At 37.6% G+C, this 18,446-nt stretch carries 16 protein-coding genes; 5 read left to right on the top strand and 11 right to left on the bottom strand.

All coding sequences use genetic code 11. From position 1 onward, the window contains the following. Positions 1-38 precede the first annotated feature (38 nt). The 6 genes from rraA to prmA all read right to left on the bottom strand — a co-directional run bounded on the left by rraA (position 39) and on the right by prmA (position 5,910). Positions 39-524, bottom strand: a complete 486-nt coding sequence (gene rraA / locus Q0940_RS05605) for a ribonuclease E activity regulator RraA (protein WP_299265294.1) — start codon at positions 522-524, stop codon at positions 39-41. A gap of 112 nt (positions 525-636) precedes the next feature. Then, a complete protein-coding gene (locus Q0940_RS05600) occupies positions 637-1,377 on the bottom strand; it encodes a nucleoside monophosphate kinase (RefSeq protein ID WP_299265292.1) in 741 nt (246 codons plus the stop codon). 146 nt (positions 1,378-1,523) lie between these two features. Then, positions 1,524-3,116: a bifunctional phosphoribosylaminoimidazolecarboxamide formyltransferase/IMP cyclohydrolase gene (purH, locus tag Q0940_RS05595; protein ID WP_299265290.1), complete on the bottom strand. Its 1,593-nt coding sequence runs from the start codon at positions 3,114-3,116 to the stop codon at positions 1,524-1,526. A 104-nt stretch (positions 3,117-3,220) separates the two neighbouring features. Next, entirely contained in the window at positions 3,221-3,511 is a 291-nt protein-coding gene (gene fis / locus Q0940_RS05590; RefSeq protein ID WP_105051584.1) for a DNA-binding transcriptional regulator Fis, read from the bottom strand. Between the two features lie 72 nt (positions 3,512-3,583). Further along, positions 3,584-4,546: a tRNA dihydrouridine synthase DusB gene (dusB, locus tag Q0940_RS05585; RefSeq protein ID WP_299265475.1), complete on the bottom strand. Its 963-nt coding sequence runs from the start codon at positions 4,544-4,546 to the stop codon at positions 3,584-3,586. Between the two features lie 482 nt (positions 4,547-5,028). Next, positions 5,029-5,910, bottom strand: a complete 882-nt coding sequence (prmA, locus tag Q0940_RS05580; protein ID WP_299265285.1) for a 50S ribosomal protein L11 methyltransferase — start codon at positions 5,908-5,910, stop codon at positions 5,029-5,031. A 177-nt stretch (positions 5,911-6,087) separates the two neighbouring features. On the opposite strand from prmA, the gene rlmJ reads away from it, so the two are divergent. Further along, entirely contained in the window at positions 6,088-6,942 is an 855-nt protein-coding gene (gene rlmJ / locus Q0940_RS05575; RefSeq protein ID WP_299265283.1) for a 23S rRNA (adenine(2030)-N(6))-methyltransferase RlmJ, read from the top strand. Between the two features lie 33 nt (positions 6,943-6,975). On the opposite strand, the gene Q0940_RS05570 is transcribed toward rlmJ, so the two are convergent. From Q0940_RS05570 to Q0940_RS05560, 3 genes are read right to left on the bottom strand one after another with little or no spacing between them, the layout of a single operon-like run. Beyond that, the gene (locus Q0940_RS05570; RefSeq protein WP_299265280.1) at positions 6,976-7,545 is read right to left on the bottom strand and encodes an ABC-type transport auxiliary lipoprotein family protein; all 570 of its coding nucleotides are present in this window, start codon (positions 7,543-7,545) and stop codon (positions 6,976-6,978) included. After that, a complete protein-coding gene (pqiB, locus tag Q0940_RS05565; protein WP_299265277.1) occupies positions 7,545-9,188 on the bottom strand; it encodes an intermembrane transport protein PqiB in 1,644 nt (547 codons plus the stop codon). The genes Q0940_RS05570 and pqiB overlap by 1 nt, the downstream gene beginning before the upstream one ends. 43 nt (positions 9,189-9,231) lie before the next feature. Continuing rightward, complete coding sequence (locus Q0940_RS05560; protein ID WP_299265275.1) at positions 9,232-10,506, bottom strand: paraquat-inducible protein A; 1,275 nt, start codon at positions 10,504-10,506, stop codon at positions 9,232-9,234. A 298-nt stretch (positions 10,507-10,804) separates the two neighbouring features. On the opposite strand from Q0940_RS05560, the gene Q0940_RS05555 reads away from it, so the two are divergent. Continuing rightward, a complete protein-coding gene (locus Q0940_RS05555) occupies positions 10,805-11,656 on the top strand; it encodes a methyltransferase (RefSeq protein WP_299265270.1) in 852 nt (283 codons plus the stop codon). 228 nt (positions 11,657-11,884) lie between these two features. Next, positions 11,885-14,173 carry a response regulator gene (locus Q0940_RS05550; protein ID WP_299265267.1) on the top strand — a complete coding sequence of 763 codons (2,289 nt, stop codon included), beginning with the start codon at positions 11,885-11,887 and terminating at the stop codon, positions 14,171-14,173. Positions 14,174-14,360: 187 nt separating this feature from the next. On the opposite strand, the gene Q0940_RS05545 is transcribed toward Q0940_RS05550, so the two are convergent. Beyond that, a complete protein-coding gene (locus Q0940_RS05545; protein WP_299265264.1) occupies positions 14,361-15,488 on the bottom strand; it encodes an alanine--glyoxylate aminotransferase family protein in 1,128 nt (375 codons plus the stop codon). A 271-nt stretch (positions 15,489-15,759) separates the two neighbouring features. Between Q0940_RS05545 and Q0940_RS05540 the strand changes: the two genes are divergently transcribed. Further along, positions 15,760-16,038: a transcriptional regulator gene (locus Q0940_RS05540; protein ID WP_299265472.1), complete on the top strand. Its 279-nt coding sequence runs from the start codon at positions 15,760-15,762 to the stop codon at positions 16,036-16,038. Further along, entirely contained in the window at positions 16,035-17,330 is a 1,296-nt protein-coding gene (locus Q0940_RS05535) for a type II toxin-antitoxin system HipA family toxin (protein WP_299265261.1), read from the top strand. The genes Q0940_RS05540 and Q0940_RS05535 overlap by 4 nt, the downstream gene beginning before the upstream one ends. A 29-nt stretch (positions 17,331-17,359) precedes the next feature. Here the strand turns inward: Q0940_RS05535 and Q0940_RS05530 are convergent, their stop codons facing one another. Next, the gene (locus tag Q0940_RS05530) at positions 17,360-18,418 is read right to left on the bottom strand and encodes a phosphotransferase (RefSeq protein ID WP_299265256.1); all 1,059 of its coding nucleotides are present in this window, start codon (positions 18,416-18,418) and stop codon (positions 17,360-17,362) included. Positions 18,419-18,446: the final 28 nt, after the last annotated feature.

The raw sequence follows: 18,446 nt of genomic DNA, 5'->3' as shown, positions 1-18,446 counted from the left end.
TTTTACTGAAATTTTTATGACTAGCTCAGTCGATATCTTTATTCGATATCAAGCGGCTCAGCAGAAAGAATTGTACCTGTGCTGTCAGCATAAATATGATCATCAGGTAAAAAGGTAACGCCGGCAAAGTTAATTGCTACGTCATCTTCTCCAGCGCCAGTATCCGCTGCAGCAACTGGGATTGAGTTTAAAGCTAATATGCCAATGCTAAACTCTTCAAGTGCGTCTACTTCACGTACACTGCCGTTACAGATAATACCTTCCCATTTATTCTCAACTGCTATTTCAACAATTTCAGCATCCAATAAACCAGAACGAATTGAACCACCACCATCAATCACTAACACTTTGCCTAAACCAGATTGGTTTACCACAGTCATAATTAAACCGTTATCTTCAAAACATTTTACAGTTTGAACTTGGCCACCGAATGATGTCACACCACCATAATGTTCAAAGATAGGTGAAAGTACGTCAATTTGCTCAGCAAACATATCGCATAATTCTGAAGTGTTGTAATCCATGTTGAGTCCCGTTAATGACATTGAGTAATTCTACACAGCAAGTATATGATCACCGTTGAACAAAGCTAGTCATTTTAATTAAGTAGCAAGAATAACTAGTAATAAAAACTTATTATTGTTCTAGGTGTAACTGTCGTTCAATATCTTTCGTTATTTGCCCTGCAGGTAAAGTGCCGTCTATTTCTATTACATCATCATTGTAATATTCAAGGATACTACTCATGTTCTTGCGGAAGTAGTTTAAACGAACCTTGGCAAAGCCTAATTGGTCATCTAACCGTTTACGTTTCTTCATACGTTTGAGTGCAACTTCATCCGTGATATTTAAATAAATTACCTTAACTTGTGAATAATGAACATCTTCTAAGGTATCAAAGAGGGCGTCTAGGAATGATGCTTGTCGCTTGTTCATGGGATATCCGTTAATGATAAAACCATTATCATTCGTTTGTTGTAATATCACTTGAGCGATAAATACATCAATAATGGCATCATCTATAAATTGCCCTTTTTTGAGCTGTGATAAGGCATATTCTATTTTATCTGCTCTTTTTTGGTTTGCTTGAGTTATAGCTTTGTTCACCGTTTTGGTATCAAGCTCATGTATGCTGACCCCTGTAATACTTGGGGTAATCGAGGCATATAAGTCTCTTAATCTCTTTTCTACTAATAAATTAATGTTGATGTATGTCAGGTTATATTTCTCAGATAATGCTTTAACTTGAGCATTAGTTCCTGCACCGGGAGCACCAAATAAAATAATGTGTTTAGGTGTGGCAGAAAAAACAGGATTACTTATAGATAATAGAACTAGGCTAGTAATGATAGAGGCGAGCTTGATAAATGAGTTCATGATTTTATATCCTTATATTATTGAATGATAAAAACAATATATGAAATCATTTAATGAACCAAGAAGTTTTAGATTGAATATGGTTATAAAAATAACAAAAAAGGAGCCTGAGCTCCTTTTTTAACATCTAATATTAAACTAAGTGTCTAGTGACGGAAGTGACGCATTCCAGTAAACACCATAGCAATACCGTGTTCGTCAGCAGCAGCGATAACTTCTTCATCGCGCATTGAGCCACCCGGTTGGATGATTGCTTTGATACCAGCTGCGGCAGCTGCATCAATACCATCACGGAACGGGAAGAAGGCATCTGATGCCATTACCGAACCTTCAACTACTAAGTTTTCGTCAGCGGCTTTGATACCTGCAATTTTGGCAGAATAAACTCGGCTCATTTGGCCAGCACCCACACCCACTGTCATGCTGTCATTGGCATAAACAATTGCGTTTGATTTAACAAACTTAGCTACTTTCCAGCAGAACATTAAATCTTTTAATTGTGCTTCAGTCGGCTGAATTTTAGAAACAACTTTTAAGTCTGCCTCTGCAACCATACCTTGGTCACGGTCTTGAACTAATAAACCACCGTTAACACGTTTAATGTCTGGTTGAGTTGTTTTAGTTGACCACTGTCCTGTTTCTAATAAACGAACATTTTTCTTAGCTGCAACAATTTGTGCTGCTTCAGCTGAGATAGATGGTGCAATAATCACTTCAACAAATTGACGAGAAACAATTGCTTCTGCCGTGTCAGCGTCTAATTCGCGGTTAAAGGCAATAATGCCACCAAACGCAGACGTAGGGTCTGTTTTATAAGCGCGGTTATAGGCTTCTAAAATAGTATCGTTTTCTGCAACGCCACAAGGGTTTGCATGTTTAACGATAACGCAAGCTGGACGCTCGAATCCTTTAACACATTCCAATGCTGCGTCTGTATCAGCAATGTTGTTATAAGAAAGTGCCTTACCTTGTAATTGAGTTGCTGTTGAAATTGACGCTTCTTCAACTTCACTTTCAACATAAAATGCAGCTTGCTGGTGGCTGTTTTCGCCGTAACGCATTTCTAACTTCTTACTAAACTGTAAGTTATATGTACGTGGGAATTTAGAGTCTTCCACTTCTTCAGCATTGTCAGAATAATCTGGAACCATTTTACCGAAGTAGTTGGCGATCATACCGTCGTATTGCGCTGTGTGTTCATAAGCGGCAATGGCTAAATCGAAACGAGTTTCAAATTTAGTCGCACCGTTATTATCATTTAATTCATTAATTATACGGTCGTAATCTTTGGCATTAACAACGATAGTCACGTCTTTATGGTTTTTTGCAGCAGCACGAACCATAGTTGGACCGCCAATGTCGATGTTTTCAACCGCATCTTCCATTGTGCAATCTGGATTAGCCACTGTACTAGCAAACGGATATAAGTTAACAACAACCATGTCGATTGCTTCAATATCATTTGCTGTCATCACTGCGTCATCAATACCACGACGAGCTAAAATGCCACCATGAATTTTTGGGTGAAGTGTTTTTACACGTCCATCCATCATTTCTGGAAAACCAGTGTAGTCCGAAACTTCAATTGCGTTTACGCCATTTTCAGTAAGTAATTTGAACGTGCCACCTGTTGATAAAATCTCAACACCGTGTGAGGTGAGTGTACGAGCAAACTCTACTATACCAGTTTTGTCTGACACGCTAATAAGTGCGCGGCGAACAGGTCGTAATGTATCCATTGATTGTAGTTACCTTAGATTATTTAAAAAAATGATTAAAATCTGTAAAGCTAAAAACAAAAAAGCACCCTAAGGTGCTTTTCTGCGGTCATCCCGCAAGGGGACTAGTTCATGCCGTAGCGTTTTAACTTTTTACGTAAAGTACCACGGTTAATTCCTAACATATTCGCTGCGCGTGTTTGGTTGCCGCGAGTATATGTCATGATTTCTTCTAAAAGTGGTTTTTCTAATTCAGACAATACTAAGTCATATACGTCTGTAGAATCTTGACCATTTAACGTTTGTAAGTAATTACGAACTGCTTTTTTAACTTCGTTGCGTAACGGCTGAGGTTTGTCAGCTGTTTGGATGTGCGCATTCGTAATGAACGGAGTTGGAACGTTTTGATCAAACATGTTATTTCTTCTCTATCGTGTAAAGTTAAGACTAAAATCTGGCGTGGACCTAAGTCGTTGCCAAATGTATTTTTATATATTTTCGAAAAATGCGTTTAAGTTATCAAATTGCTGTTGGCAATCTTCAATTGCATTAAACCTTTTTCTAAATGACCTGTCCTTGTCTTGATCTGCTAAGTACCAACCAACATGCTTTCTAGCAATCCGTGGACCTAACACATCACCATACAACTGGTGCAAATTAGTAACGTGCTCCAATAATATACTACGAACCTCTTCCTTTTCTGGTGGCGCCAGAATATGACCGGTTCGTAAATAGTGGTCAATCTCTCGGAATATCCAAGGTCGACCCTGCGCGGCACGACCGATCATAAGACCGTCGGCATTGGTATACGCTAATACCTGTTCAGCTTGTTCCGGTGACGTAATGTCGCCATTAGCAATAACAGGGATTTGTACATTTTCCTTTATTTCTTTAATGGTGTTGTACTCTGCCTGGCCTTTGTACATACAAGCTTTTGTTCGCCCGTGTATAGCCAAACATTGAATGCCATTACGCTCGGCAATTCTGGCTATTTCAACACCATTACGATTATCGGTATCCCATCCGGTTCTCGTCTTTAAGGTAACAGGTACTTTTACTGCTTTTACTACCGCCTTAATGATGTCTTCCACCAATTGAGGATGTTGCATAAGCGCAGAGCCTGCTAACTTCTTATTTACTTTCTTTGCCGGGCAGCCCATGTTGATATCAATGATCTGCGCCCCATTTTTTTCATTAAATGCGGCAGCTTCAGCCATTAAATCCGGATCTGCACCAGCTATCTGAACCGAGCGAATACCAGTTTCGCCCAGATGGTTCATTCTGTTCATGGATTTGTCTGTTTTCCAAACCTGTGGATTGGAAGACAACATTTCAGAGACTGCAAGTCCTGCACCTAAACGACGACATAATTGTCGAAAAGGTCTATCCGTTACTCCAGCCATTGGCGCAACAATTAAATTGTTGTCGAGAGTGTAAGGACCAATTTGCATTAACTTGTTACCACCGCTTGTTATTCCATAAATCACATTAAATGCTCATTAATATAATTTAGAGCTATCAAGCCTAAGTTTGAACCGCTGACAATTTCAGTTAAAACTGAAAAACGCACAACAGCGTCTCTGTCCAAAAAAAGGGCGGCAAGTTTACTGCTTTTTTCACAAAAATCAAAGGTTGTTTTTTAAACAATATTTGTTTTTTTTATGGTCTTTGGTATTGACATTTAAAATTAGGTACAAATTCAGTGAATTATTAACAAATAAGCGACTAATATAGCTTTGCGAACGATTTGAACTTGAATTTTAGTTGAAAATGAGTTTAGTGAACTCGAAAAATATATTTAAAAAAAACCTCAATTAGGTCATTAATTGAGGTTCCATAACTACGAGTTTTAATGTAAGTGAATTTAAATTACCCATTTTTATGTAAGCGCTTTCCTAAATCCATTGATTTAGAAAACTGACCTTTAACTTATTTATCGAATGACACCATCCAATCTTACCCATTCATCTTGTTGAGTAGCTGGATTCATATCGGCTAAATTTTTATAGGCATTTAACACATCATCGCCTTGTTCGGCTAAAATTCCAGATAGTGCTAATTCAGTTCCTGTGTGACCATATCCGCAGATTATTTCTTTTAGTTCTTTTAAAGGCCCTGCAAGAATGTTGGCTAAAATCACATCGGTTTCAAATTCAGGTGCATCTTCTGGTAAATACCATTCAATCTTATCTGCTACATTATTACGCTCGGCATTTTCTTGGCTTGCAGTGATCGCTTTTGGATCTATGTCGATACCAATGGCACGCTTAGCACCAAGCTTAAGCGCAGCAATGGCTAATATGCCGCTTCCACAGCCAAAGTCTAAAACGGTTTTTCCCGTTAAGTCCATTTTTTCCAGCCATTCCATACAAAGCGCGGTGGTTGCGTGTGTGCCAGTACCAAAAGCTAAACCGGGATCTAATATCACGTTACAAGCGTCAGGCTCTGGAATTGGTAACCAGCTAGGACAAACCCATAAGCGCTGGCCAAATTTGATTGGGTGGAAATTTTCCATCCATTCACGTTCCCAGTCTTTATCTTCCACTTGTTCAATTTTGCAATTAAATTGGCCTTTAAACATGTCTTGGTCTTTTAATATGTCGACGATATGTTGCATCTCAGTGGCGGCATCAAATAAGCCCACAACTGTAGACGTTTGCCAGTATTTAATGTCACCAGGGAATAACTCAAATATCGCTTCATCTTTATCATTGGCGGTAAAGGTAACGGATTGACTACCCACTTCGACTAATAAGTCACTAATGTCTTCTACATATTCCGAATTAACCGCGAAACGAATTTGAACCCAAGCCACACAACACTCCCACAAGACCGTTTAAATCTTAATAAATTTGAATAATGGCGAATTCTAACTCATCCAATACCGATCTTCTAACAATAAGCAGATAAAGCGCTGTTTATAATGCTGACTATTCGATAAACTTTGGTTAATTACATTTGTTATCTTTTTATAAATATACAGGCAGCACTCATGCTCAGTTATCGTCACGGTTTTCATGCCGGCAATCACGCCGACGTTCTTAAACATTTAATCTATCAATATGTATTGTCCTATATGTCTCAAAAAGACAAAGGCTTTAGCATTGTCGACACACACGCAGGTGCTGGTGCATATAAATTGTCGGATGACTTTGCGGCAAAAAATAAAGAGTATGAAACCGGTATTAATAAACTGTGGAATGCGCCAACGGACAAAATGCCAGAGTCGGTTAAAAACTATGTTGATGCGGTAAGACGTTTTAATGTGGAAAGCGAGTGTACCGAGTTAGAAGTTTACCCCGGCTCACCTTGGTTTGCTTTGGATGCCATTCCACTTGAAGGTAAAACCTTTTTTCACGAATTACACCCAGCGGATTTTGAATTGCTAAGACAGTTCGTGAGAACCAACCGTTATCGTAAAGCTATAAAAGGTGACGGCTTTAGCGAAAGTGTTGGCTTACTACCACCGCCAAGTAAACGCGGTGTTGTGATCATTGACCCACCTTATGAGATGAAAGACGATTATCAACGAGTAGTGGAATACATAGAGACAATGTACAAACGTTTCGCTGGCGGTGTTTACATGATCTGGTATCCAGTGGTGGATCGTTACCGCATTAATCAAATGGAACACGACTTAATAAAAAGCGGTGTTAAAAATATTCAATTATTTGAACTGAATGTTAGTGAAGATACTGAAGAGCACGGCATGACAGGTTCAGGCATGATAGTAATTAATCCACCTTGGACATTAAAAGCTGAGATGGAAACTGTGTTACCTTATTTGGTCTCTACGCTTACTAAAGGTAAAGGCAATTATAGATTTGAGCAGCTAGTTAACGAGTAATCGTTAACTAGTTCAACAGGTTTTTGTATTGCTTTATGGCTGACCCTGACTAATTTGCTTAGCAATAAGCGTAGCTAATTGGTCTAACCCATCGGAAAGTGAAAGTACCAGCTCTTCATAGCCTTCTTTTTTTAGTGGTGTTTTTAATTCAAAGTATTCACTTTTGATTAATATTCCTTGTGGATTAATAAGTCGCCATTCACCACTTAATTCAGCTTCGCCAGTAAACGCCCCATTAAATTTAGTGAAGTTTAATTGCAACTGGACTTGTTCCTTTGATTTCAAAGCAGAATTAGGTTTCTCTGGCCAGTAAGCCGTTTGTTTTGCTCGTAAATTCATCATCATGTGATGAGTGATTTGAGCTGAAATTTTATGTGCCCAACGATTGTGTTTCGCTAATACAACCTCGGTTTCTGATGTTCTATAAACAAGCCCCGCTTGATCTAAATATTCTGCCAAATTACTTGTTAGTATCAAAGTTGGTGCATCTTGAGAGGCAGTAAGTGGCGCTACTTTTTTGGGTAATAAAAACAGAGACCTTTGTTGTGTTTGACTACTACAGCCTGCGATAAAAATGACGAGTACAATTAACCACTTTTTCATTAGTTTTCTCTCTTAGCTGGAGTAGGGTCATCCACTTGATCGTTACCAAAAACAAGTGAATTAGGTTTGTCATTTACTTGTTTTAGAATAGGTTGTAACTCTAACATTATCTGCTCAAACTTTTCTAAAGCTTGCTCTAAATCGTTGTATACAGTGGAATCTGGATTAAAGCCCTCTAACGTCTCTTGCAGTTTCTGCATACTCTCTTGCATTTCCTGAGGGATATTTTGAGTTGCATCTAAAGACAAAAGCTTATTCACATTTTTAAAGGCCTTGTCTGCGGATACAAGTGTTTTATTTAAAGAATCCATAGACTGTGTCATGGAATCAACAGCGTCATTTAACGGCAGCGCGTTGAATTTTTCAATTAATAAAGATGCTTGTTCTTGAAGAATTGTTAGCTCGCCTTTTCGGGTTGGAAATATATTATAGCCATCGGTCTGAGTTAGTTGGTAGTTGGGGTCTGGCTCTCCAAACTCAGTATCAATAAATAATGCACCAGTTAACAAGTTGCCATTTTTTAGTTGTCCTTTTAAACCATTTTTAAAATGTTGCTCAGATGCATTTTCAAGTGTTGTTGAATAAATACCGCTATTTTTATCAAAAAACCTGTCAGGCTCTATTTTGATCAGCACCTGAATTTTAGTGCCCGTTGTATCATTGTTAGAAAAGGTCAGATTGTAAGGTGCTTGTAATACGGTACCAATGCGTATTCCTCGGTACTCTACCGGTGCGCCAGAGCTTAAGCCACGGATAGATTCATTGAATTCCATAACAAATTCAACATTCTGTTTGTATAATCCCTCTTGTACTTGTTCGTAACTGTCAAACAGTGAAAGTTGCACTAGCCCATCTTTAATTGGTTGGCCTGCCAATTCTCCATCAGGCACTCCAAAAGTAACACCACCGGAAAGAATGCTTTCTAACGAATCCAGTTTAATATTAAAACCATCGGCATTAAGTTTGACATCAATACCCGACGTTAGCCAAAACTGGGAACCTGAAAGAAGTAAGTCGTTGTAAGGCTCAAATATAAATAGTTGATATTGAGCTTGTTTTTCTTCTAAATTAAAAGATGTCTTTTCTACACGACCTACTGTAAACCCTTGATATGTAACGGGGTCGCCTACACTTAGCTTGCCAGCTTCTTTATGGCTTAATATAACGCGCGTCCCTTTTGTACTCAGGGAAGTTACTGGAGGAAGTTCAAGAGCCGTAAAATTTAATTGCTTGGTAGTAGAGTTACCTGGCAGTATCTGAATATAAGACCCAGACAAAATTGTATCTAAACCAGACGCACCACCACTGCCAATACGTGGCTTAACCACCCAGAATTGAGTCTGGTCGTTGAGCATTCGTTCGGTGCCTTTATTCATCATGGCTTTGACCTCAATATAATCATAATTTTCGCTTAATGTAATATCGGTAACTACACCTACTTTTACATTTAATGATTTTATTTCAGTTTTACCAATACTTATTCCCTCGGCTGTTGGCATAGTAATAGTGACTTCAGCTCCCTTAGAGCTAATAAATTGAAATAGCATCCACATACCAATAGCAAATGCCACCATAGGTACAATCCAGATAGCTGATATTTGTTTTTTATCTTTGATCTTTGCTTGAGTATTGTTACTCATCATTTATTTATCCACTGTTATCATTTGGAAATGTATTTGGTGTTATTCATGTATATTTGGGATCACGCCAAAGCATTCTAGAGTCAAATCTCATTGCAGCCAGCATTGTAAATATGACCACAATGGCAAATGATAGAGCGCCAGGGCCTGGGTAAATAGCCATCAAACTTTTTAGCTGAATTAGTGCTACTAATATTGCGACAACAAAAACATCTATCATAGACCAGCGACCAATAAACTCAGTTACCCTATACACTTTTAATTTCTGAATGGCATTTTTGTCAGGTAAATTACGCACTTTTTTTGCTGTGATCAATAGCCAGCAAAGTGCCAATATTTTTACTAATGGAATAAACACACTGGCAATGAATATTACTGTGGCAATAGGGTAAGAACCTAATTGCCATAATAGAATAACACCTTCAATAATAGTAGACGGTTCAGTACTCCCAAGGCTTACGGTATACATAATAGGGTAAACATTAGCTGGAATATAAAAAATAATAGCCGTGAGCAATAACGCCCAAACTTGTTGCAAATTTTTATTCATATCAAAATAACGCAAACTGCTATGACAACGAATACATATAGGAATAGTTTCCTCTGAAATAGGATTTATTTGGTGACAGACATGGCAACTTAAGTGGTCATTAGCATGCTGGGTTTCACCTTGGTATTTTTTTTTGAATTGCTGAATCGGTATAAATTGTTCCCACAACCAACTTCTGTCTACCAACGAAACACACTTAACCACTAAGACGGCATAGAGACAAAATGTAAAAAATGAAGGTCCTAAGCTAACATCGGCAAGTGAGGATATTTTTATCAGGCTTACTAATACACCAAGAAGAAATACATCCACCATTAACCAAGGCTTTATCTTAAATAAGAGTTTGCAAAGAAATATAATGCGCTTAGAGCCTGTTTGCTTTTTAGAAGCAGCCACATACAGATAAAGTACCAAACTCATGTATATGGTAGGTAAAATAATAACCGTGGTTAATAGTAATAATGCAAGTAATGAGTTTTGGTATTGCTCTAGCATGTTTACGGCATTGAGTAGGGTGATCTCTTGAGTTAAACCTTGGAAAGAAAATGACATAAAAGGAAAAGATAGGCTAAGAAATAGCATTATTAAACAAGTTAGCGCATAGGCGAGAGTTTTCTGTTTGGGGTGACCTATCTTTTTTGTCAATGTATGGTCACATCTAGGACAATGTGCTTTTTGTCCCTCTTCTAGCTTAGAAACAGACACAACTAACCCACATTCTTCACAAGAGATTATGAAACTATTGTTGGTAGGCAAAAAATTTGTAGTCATATCTTGATAGTTAAACCAATAAGAGTCTAGTTTATAGCTTTACAGTGTCCCGAAAAAAATATACTTAAAAAGTAAAGTACTTAGGCCACAGCGAAAATTTATAATAGCAGATATATTTTTAACCGCTACAGCCTATTTAAACGGTCACTTAGTAATAAAATTTATAATTATTAATAAGATAAAGCACAATACTACGGTTAACCATAAAAATAAGTTTAAATATATTGCTTGAATCTCTCTAGTCATTACACTGGAGCTATCTCGTTAGATATAAAACTAAAATTACAAAGGATAGAACATGAATATTGTTAGCAAGATAAGAACAAATATAAAAGTGGCTTCAATTTCTAGTGCTGTATTATTGGGAAGTGTAACTTTATTGTCTGCTTGTAGTGCCGAAACTGAAAGTGTTTCAGCTATCGACACTGTACTAGCGGATAAAGCTCGTGGCGAAAGCGCAGCTCGTGATCAATACCGTCACCCAAAACAAACATTAGAGTTTTTTGGCGTAAAACCTGACTCTACCGTTGTAGAAATTTTGCCAGGCGGTGGTTGGTATACCAAGGTTATTAATCCGTTAGTTCAAAAAGACGGAAAGTATATTGCTGCTCACTTTCATCCTTATGAAGGTGCACCTGGATATTATCAGCGCAGCTTAAATAGCTTTGTTGAAAAAGTAGCAACAGATCCTTTATTCAAAGGCGCAACAATAACTGAATTTCACCAAACAAAAGCATTAGATATCGCTCCAGCAGAAAGTGCTGATTTTGTTCTAACGTTTAGAAATGTACACAATTGGTACATGGCTGACGGAGATGAAGGGGTAGAAACTGCATTTACTGGTTTTTATAAAGCTCTTAAAAAAGGTGGCGTGTTAGGTGTGGTTGAGCACCGTATGCCTGAAAGTTTAGACCAAGTTGAAAACAAACGTTCTGGTTACATGAAACAATCTTATGTTATAGCTGCCGCTGAAAAAGCTGGCTTTACATTGGTGGCATCAAGCGAAGTTAACGCTAATGCAAAAGACACAGCGCAACATCCAAAAGGTGTTTGGACATTACCTCCAAGTTTAGCGCTAGGTGAAGAAGACCAAGCTAAATATTTAGCTATTGGTGAAAGTGACCGTATGACGCTTAAGTTTGTGAAGTAAGTAATACCTGTTAATTAAAACGGTAAGTTTGATTGTAAATCGCTTGCCGTTTTTTTATTGTCATAAAATTGAAGAGTAAGAGTTGACCTAATGGTAGGTGCAGCCTAGTTTGTAACAAAGAATATATTGTTACTTATTTGAGAACCCACAGCTAAGCTTAAATTATTTGTCTATGTATTGATTAAAACCTATTAAGCTTTCAGCTAGTTTGCCAATAAGCTATTATCAATGAGCTATGTAGTAACAATCAATAAAGGTATAAACCGTATGAGTTTGGCGTTAAATAATAAATTAAGAAGGAAAATTAGGTTCCGCTATAGTCTTGCGCTTTCGTTAATTGCGATACTCATCACTACGTCATTTTTTATGATATCTTCAGTATTAAAAAACCAACAAGATGACGCTGCAATTATCAATATTGCAGGCATGCAGAGAATGTTATCGCAAAAGATAAGTTTGCACGCCAACCAAATAGTTCAAGCTGATCGCCTACACAAGCCAACTTCATCGTTAACTCCACAGATTAAAAAATTACAAGCTGCAGTAAACAAGTTTGAAGCTAACCAAGAAACATTAGAAGCTTTATTAAGAGGGCAGAATTCAAGCGGCCTAATTCCTGCCGAGATCACTGATATTTTATACACAGAACCACAATTGCTTAAATCCCGAATTACTAATTATGTAAGAGAAGCGCAAACGTTAATTACCCAAGCAGAAAGCCAGTCACTTCAGCCGTTAGCGTGGAATTATAATGATGATAAGACGGATTTATTATTAAGAGACATAAATCAAGTTGTGCTGGAATTAGAACATGGTGCCAAATTGAGAGTCGATAATATGTCGAGCATTGAGACTGCTATCTTCCTCACAACCTTATTTATTTTGCTGGTGGAATTATTTTTTATATTCAAACCACTTGAGCGCCAAGTAATGCGTAACGTTGAAGATTTAGAGGAAGCCAAAGACGCTGCTGAACAGGCTAATATTGCTAAGTCTGAATTTTTAGCCAATATGAGTCATGAGTTAAGAACACCGTTAAATGGCATCATGGGAATGCAGGAACTTGCTAGGAGCGAGAATAACACCGCCAAACGAGACAGCTTTTTAATACAAGCTATTGCGTCGTCAAAGCATTTATTAAAACTAATAAATGAAGTACTCGACCTTGCTAAAATAGAAGCCAAAAAAATGCACTTGGAGCGTACAGACTTTTCACTACCTCAAGTGTTGGAGCAATGCTTGGCGCCATTTATTGTGCTTTGCCAGAGAAAGTCAATTCAGTTAAATGTTATTAACCCCAAACAATTTCCGGCATATTTAAAAGGCGACTCAACTCGACTAACCCAAGTTATTAATAATTTACTATCTAATGCGCTTAAATTTACAGAGCAAGGCTCAATTGATGTAAATATTCAGTTAGAGGAGCTTAATGATTCAAGCATAAAGCTAAGCATCTCGGTTACCGACTCGGGTATAGGCGTAGCGCCTAATAAGTTAGCTGATATATTCAATAAATTTACACAGGCGGATAGTTCCACCACTCGGAAATTTGGTGGAACCGGTTTAGGGCTGAATATCACTCGTGACTTAGTTGAAATGATGCAAGGCGAAATTAAAGTCACAAGTGAGTTAAGCAAAGGTTCATGTTTTCAGTTTTTTGTAATATTAGAAAAGTCAGACAAAAAACTAGAAGATGTAAAAGAAAGTCAAACATGTGGTTTGACAGAAGGCGGTTTAGTTGTGGTTGTTGATGACTTGGAAAATAGCCGAATATACTTAAAATCATTAGTGGAAAAAATGGGCTTGCCTTGTCTTACTTATGGATCTGCCGCTGCGTTCCTGCAAGATATTCCTAATATTGGCTCTGTTGCTTTGTTAATAGCAGACTATCAAATGCCAGATGTAGATGGCGTTACCTTGATTGAAAAATATAAAAACCAAAATAAACACTGTAAATTTTTGGTTGTTACTGCAGCGCCAGAAGGGATTTCATTGTCAGATAGGCAAAGCCTAGGTCAGGTACCAATTCTAGAAAAACCTATTACGCCTGAAGTTTTTAATAAAAAAATCAATTTATTACTAGATGAAAATATCAGTCAATTTAACTCGGTAACAGAGTTGAGAATATTATTAGCTGAAGACAATAACATTAATGCGCAAATTGCTATTAACATGCTTGAGCGGATTGGCCACAAAGTTGAATGGGTTGTTAACGGTGCTGAGGCTGTTGAGAAAGTCTCTGCGCAAAAGCTTGATAATCAATATGACCTTATACTCATGGACGTTAACATGCCAGAGATGGATGGATTAGAAGCCACACGTATTATAAGAGAGCGTTTTAAAGGCACTTTACCTATCGTCGCTTTAACCGCAAATGCGTATGCATCAGATATTAACGAGTCGTTAAGCGCAGGTATGGATGCCCACATTTCCAAACCGATTAAAATGGATGAGCTGTTAAAACTGGTTTCACAAATTCAGCAAGGAGATAAGTTGGATTCTGGAGCTCCTGATTAGTAATACCAATTGAACTAATGAATTCATTAATACAATTGGTATAAGCTCTTTCTCCTGTAACAGAGACAGTAAATCAACTTTACTAAATAAAAGGCACAGAATCTGTAACAGAACCTGTAATAGAAGCAAACAAACTTAAACTGTGCCTTTTTAACGGCTTATATATTTATTATACCTTCTTGTAAAATTATTGTTTTAAAGCCTGCTTTAAAGCTGCTAAACACAATAATACGTTTTCACTTTTAGCGCTGTAGCCCATTAAACCAATTCGCCATGCTTTGCCTGCAAATGCGCCAAGACCTGCGCCAATTTCCAAGTTAAACTCATTCAGTAAATAGTTTCTTACTTTTACGTCATCGACACCTTCAGGAATATACACTGCATTTAATTGCGGTAAACGTTCAGACTCAGGCACAATAAATTTAATTCCTAATTCAGCTAAACCTGCGGCAAGTACTTTATGTTGCTCTGCGTGACGTTTCCATGCATTTTCAAGACCTTCATTATAAAGGTTTAATAAAGACTCATGCAAAGCATACAAGGAGTTAACAGGCGCTGTATGGTGATAACTACGTTTACCGCCAGCATTGTCGGCCCAGTAATCCATCACTAATGTTTGGTCTAAAAACCAACTTTGCACTTTGGTTTTTCTCGACTTTATTTTTGCTACTGCAGCAGGACTAAAACTCACCGGAGAAAGTCCAGGAACGCAAGACAAACACTTTTGGCTGCCAGAATAAATTGCATCAATTTGCCAGTCGTCCACGCGTAATTCAACACCACCTAAAGAGGTAACTGCATCAACAATGGTTAAACAATCGTGTTGCTTGGCGATAGCACATAATGTTTTTGCATCTGACAATGCACCCGTTGACGTTTCTGCATGAACAAAGGCAACAAATTTGGCTTCAGGATGTGCTTTTAAACAAGTTTCAAGTTGAACTGGGTCAACTGCTCGTCCCCATTCACCATCAACCACAACTGCAGTCGCGCCTAAACGCTCAACATTTTCTTTCATGCGCATACCAAATACACCATTAATACAAACGATAACGGTCTCACCTGGTTCAACCAAATTAACAAAACAAGTTTCCATACCAGCAGAACCCGGCGCGGAAACCGCCAACGTAATTTCATTTTTGGTTTGAAATGCATACTGCATTAATGACTTTAACTCATCCATCATGCCAATAAATAAAGGATCTAAATGGCCGATAGTTGGTTTAGATAAAGCTGCTAATACTTGCGGAGAAATATCTGAAGGTCCAGGACCCATTAAGGTACGACGTGGCGGATTAAATGATGAATGAGTCATAGTTCTCTCTTTTAATTACAAGTTTTTATAAAGTGCTTTCATTAACACCCAGTGCTTGCAGCATAACAAGAAAAAACCAAGCGGAGAATAACCATACATGATGTTTATTATCACCTTAGGTTATAAAGGTAATGTTTTTATAATGCTGAATTTTACTATCGCTACTTTGTTTAAATTCACCTAATAATAAAAGATATAATAGTATCCAAATTATCAATTTAAGTGCTAAAATAGATACAGTCGTGTCTACTATGGTTTTATTATGAATAAGATGTCTCTATTTTCAGCTACGGATGTTCAAACATCACTGCAAGAATGGTTAATCGCACAAAGAAAAGCCCAGAAGTTATCTAGAGATAGATTGGCTGAAATAAGCACAGTGCCGTCATCAACAATTAAAAAATTTGAAACCACAGGTCAAATATCGTTTAGGCAATTTTTATTGTTATGGCAAAGTGTTGATGATTTACAACGGTTACAATCATTAACAGAAGTTTCATCTATTAAAACCGACAAACCAATGTCCATTGAAGAGGTACTTAAAGGATGAGTTATCTACAGGTAAAAAAATTAGACGTTGAACGTAGATTGTCAGATGGTACTTCCGTTTTTGTTGGTGAGTTAGCGCAAAATAAACAAGGCGTATATTTTCAGTACGATGATAATTACTTAACCAATTTTAATAATTTATCGCCATTTAATCTTAACTTTGACGCGTCACTTCAATTAGCACCTACTGCTCCTCATAATGGTTTACATGGTGCATTTTCTGATTCCTTGCCGGATGGTTGGGGATTGTTGTTGATGGATAGAATATTCAGACAAGCTGATATTTTACCGTCGCAAATAACTGCAATGGATAGACTTTCGTTTGTCGGTAATGGTGCAATGGGCGCGTTATCTTTTTCACCAACTTCCGAATTAAAACAGCAAAGTGACACTGATCAAATTTCAATTGCTGAGTTAGGTATCCAAGCCCAAGCTATTTTTGATGGACAAACCTCAGACGTATTACAAGCATTGGTTAATGCCGGAAGCTCTGGTGGCGCAAGACCCAAAGCTCAACTGTATTTAAATGACAGCGACGATAATTACTGCAGTACAAGTTCAAGTGAAAACAATCAAGCGTATTTAGTTAAATTCACCTCTTCTCAGCTTTCTTTAGGGCATGAAGAAGGTATTTGTGAAGCGGCATATTTACAGTTAGCCAAAACTGCGGGAATTGATGTACCACAATGGAAATTATTGGATGCGCCAGAAAAGTCAGGCGCTGAAAAATGGTTAGCGGTAAAACGTTTCGATACTATTAAAAACCGAGCCGGAACCGAAGGTCGACTGCATTTACATAGTGCATGTGGCTTGTTGGATGCAGACTTTAGAATGCCAAGTTTAGATTATGAAGATTTAATAAAGGCCAGCAGCTTATTATGTAAAAGTCCTGCAGCAGGACAAGCTATGTTTCGTCGTATGATCTTTAACTTGTTTGGGTTAAATCAAGATGATCACAGTAAGAACTGGGCGTTTTTACAAGATGATATTGGCAAATGGCAGTTAGCCCCATTTTACGACATTACCTACAGCCCAACACCATTTAATGAACATTCAACTGCGTTTTCAGGATTCGGTAAAACACCAAGTTTACAGGTTATGAAAAAACTAGCAGCGCACGCTAATTTTTCTAATTGGAAAGAAGCCCAGTTGGTTATTCAAGAAGTTGTGGATGCAATAAATAACTTTGCTAATGTTGCTCAAACGCTAAATGTAAAAACAAGTACCATTAAGCTAATTAGCAAACAATTGGATAATGTTTATAACGAAAACAAAATATTATTAACGGTTTAATAACCGTTAATCGTATTTTTTAATAGCATTTATAAACTCGACAATACTTTTTCAGTCATCTGCTTTATATAATCATTTACCTTCCAGCTTTTTGGGTTCCAACCTAACAAAAACCGATAAAAGTCAGCCCATGCTACAGGATATAAATCTTGGTACTCTTTGCTTAGTTCCGCAAAATCTATAATGGAATGAGTATCAGCTAACGCTTGTTTTAACGCGTTTAAATAAAAGGGCAGTATAAGCTCACCAAACTCTTCAAGGCCAGACTGGTCAAGTGCGCTACCTGCTAAATAGGCTAAATCAACAACGCCAACACCACGGCCTACGTATTGAAAATCCACCGCAGCAACAGAGTTGCCATCGGCATGAAAACACAAGTTTTCAAACTTTGCGTCACCATGTATTAAGGTTTGATATTTCGCTTCTTTCAAACGTTTATCTAGCAATGCAGCATGTTGTTTTAAATTGGACTCTGGCATCGCAGCCAATTCATCTTGCCGAGTGTCCAAGTGCCAATAACCACCTTGTGCCCATAAATTGTCAGCATTATTCAACATAAATTTGTTAAACATAAATTTACTATGAAAACTGGCTAACCAAGTTATGGCTATTTTAAGCTTTTGCCAATCGTTTTTATCTGCGATTAGGCTAAAACCACTTGCATGTAAGTCTTCCATCACTAACAAGTAACCGTCAGCTAATTCTATGACTTCATATAAGGTCGGGACTTTGCTGTTTTGTTTATGTTCTTGGCTGCTCTTTTGATTATTCTCTTGGCTACACTCTTTATTACAGAAAGCGGCATAGTCACGGTAAAAGTGAGTTTCTACTTGGTAAGATTTTATTTTTCGCTGGTGGCTGTTATCGCTATTCCAACCTCTAGGGTGTTCAGTGAGAGGCGTTGAAGTTTGAATATGCTTAACAATATAACTCTGATCTTTGCTTCTACTGTAACAACGTACAATACTGCCATACCCACTCCATAGCTCTTGCAACGTATGTTGAATATCAACACTATCATCTTTGAGCGAGTGCCTAATTAAAGATGTAAATTCAGAAGTGTTTTTGATTGTAGGGTTTGCAGGCATTATATTGTAATTTCTCTCTTAAACTTAT

This window comes from uncultured Psychrosphaera sp., from assembly GCF_947500655.1.
GTDB lineage: Bacteria > Pseudomonadota > Gammaproteobacteria > Enterobacterales > Alteromonadaceae > Psychrosphaera.
The sequence above is the reverse complement of the archived record's forward strand: the minus strand, read 5'-3'. Positions and strand labels throughout refer to the sequence as shown.

What these genes read in the sequence shown, in the direction of transcription:
- pqiB (WP_299265277.1), bottom strand. Translation starts at nt 9,188, where the DNA reads ATGATGAGTAACAATACTCAAGCAAAGATCAAAGATAAAAAACAAATA.
- Q0940_RS05530 (WP_299265256.1), bottom strand. Translation starts at nt 18,418, where the DNA reads ATGCCTGCAAACCCTACAATCAAAAACACTTCTGAATTTACATCTTTA.
- Q0940_RS05560 (WP_299265275.1), bottom strand. Translation starts at nt 10,506, where the DNA reads ATGACTACAAATTTTTTGCCTACCAACAATAGTTTCATAATCTCTTGT.
- Q0940_RS05570 (WP_299265280.1), bottom strand. Translation starts at nt 7,545, where the DNA reads ATGAAAAAGTGGTTAATTGTACTCGTCATTTTTATCGCAGGCTGTAGT.
- Q0940_RS05555 (WP_299265270.1), top strand. Translation starts at nt 10,805, where the DNA reads ATGAATATTGTTAGCAAGATAAGAACAAATATAAAAGTGGCTTCAATT.
- Q0940_RS05600 (WP_299265292.1), bottom strand. Translation starts at nt 1,377, where the DNA reads ATGAACTCATTTATCAAGCTCGCCTCTATCATTACTAGCCTAGTTCTA.
- fis (WP_105051584.1), bottom strand. Translation starts at nt 3,511, where the DNA reads ATGTTTGATCAAAACGTTCCAACTCCGTTCATTACGAATGCGCACATC.
- rlmJ (WP_299265283.1), top strand. Translation starts at nt 6,088, where the DNA reads ATGCTCAGTTATCGTCACGGTTTTCATGCCGGCAATCACGCCGACGTT.
- Q0940_RS05540 (WP_299265472.1), top strand. Translation starts at nt 15,760, where the DNA reads ATGTCTCTATTTTCAGCTACGGATGTTCAAACATCACTGCAAGAATGG.
- dusB (WP_299265475.1), bottom strand. Translation starts at nt 4,546, where the DNA reads ATGCAAATTGGTCCTTACACTCTCGACAACAATTTAATTGTTGCGCCA.
- Q0940_RS05545 (WP_299265264.1), bottom strand. Translation starts at nt 15,488, where the DNA reads ATGACTCATTCATCATTTAATCCGCCACGTCGTACCTTAATGGGTCCT.
- Q0940_RS05550 (WP_299265267.1), top strand. Translation starts at nt 11,885, where the DNA reads ATGAGCTATGTAGTAACAATCAATAAAGGTATAAACCGTATGAGTTTG.
- purH (WP_299265290.1), bottom strand. Translation starts at nt 3,116, where the DNA reads ATGGATACATTACGACCTGTTCGCCGCGCACTTATTAGCGTGTCAGAC.
- rraA (WP_299265294.1), bottom strand. Translation starts at nt 524, where the DNA reads ATGGATTACAACACTTCAGAATTATGCGATATGTTTGCTGAGCAAATT.
- Q0940_RS05535 (WP_299265261.1), top strand. Translation starts at nt 16,035, where the DNA reads ATGAGTTATCTACAGGTAAAAAAATTAGACGTTGAACGTAGATTGTCA.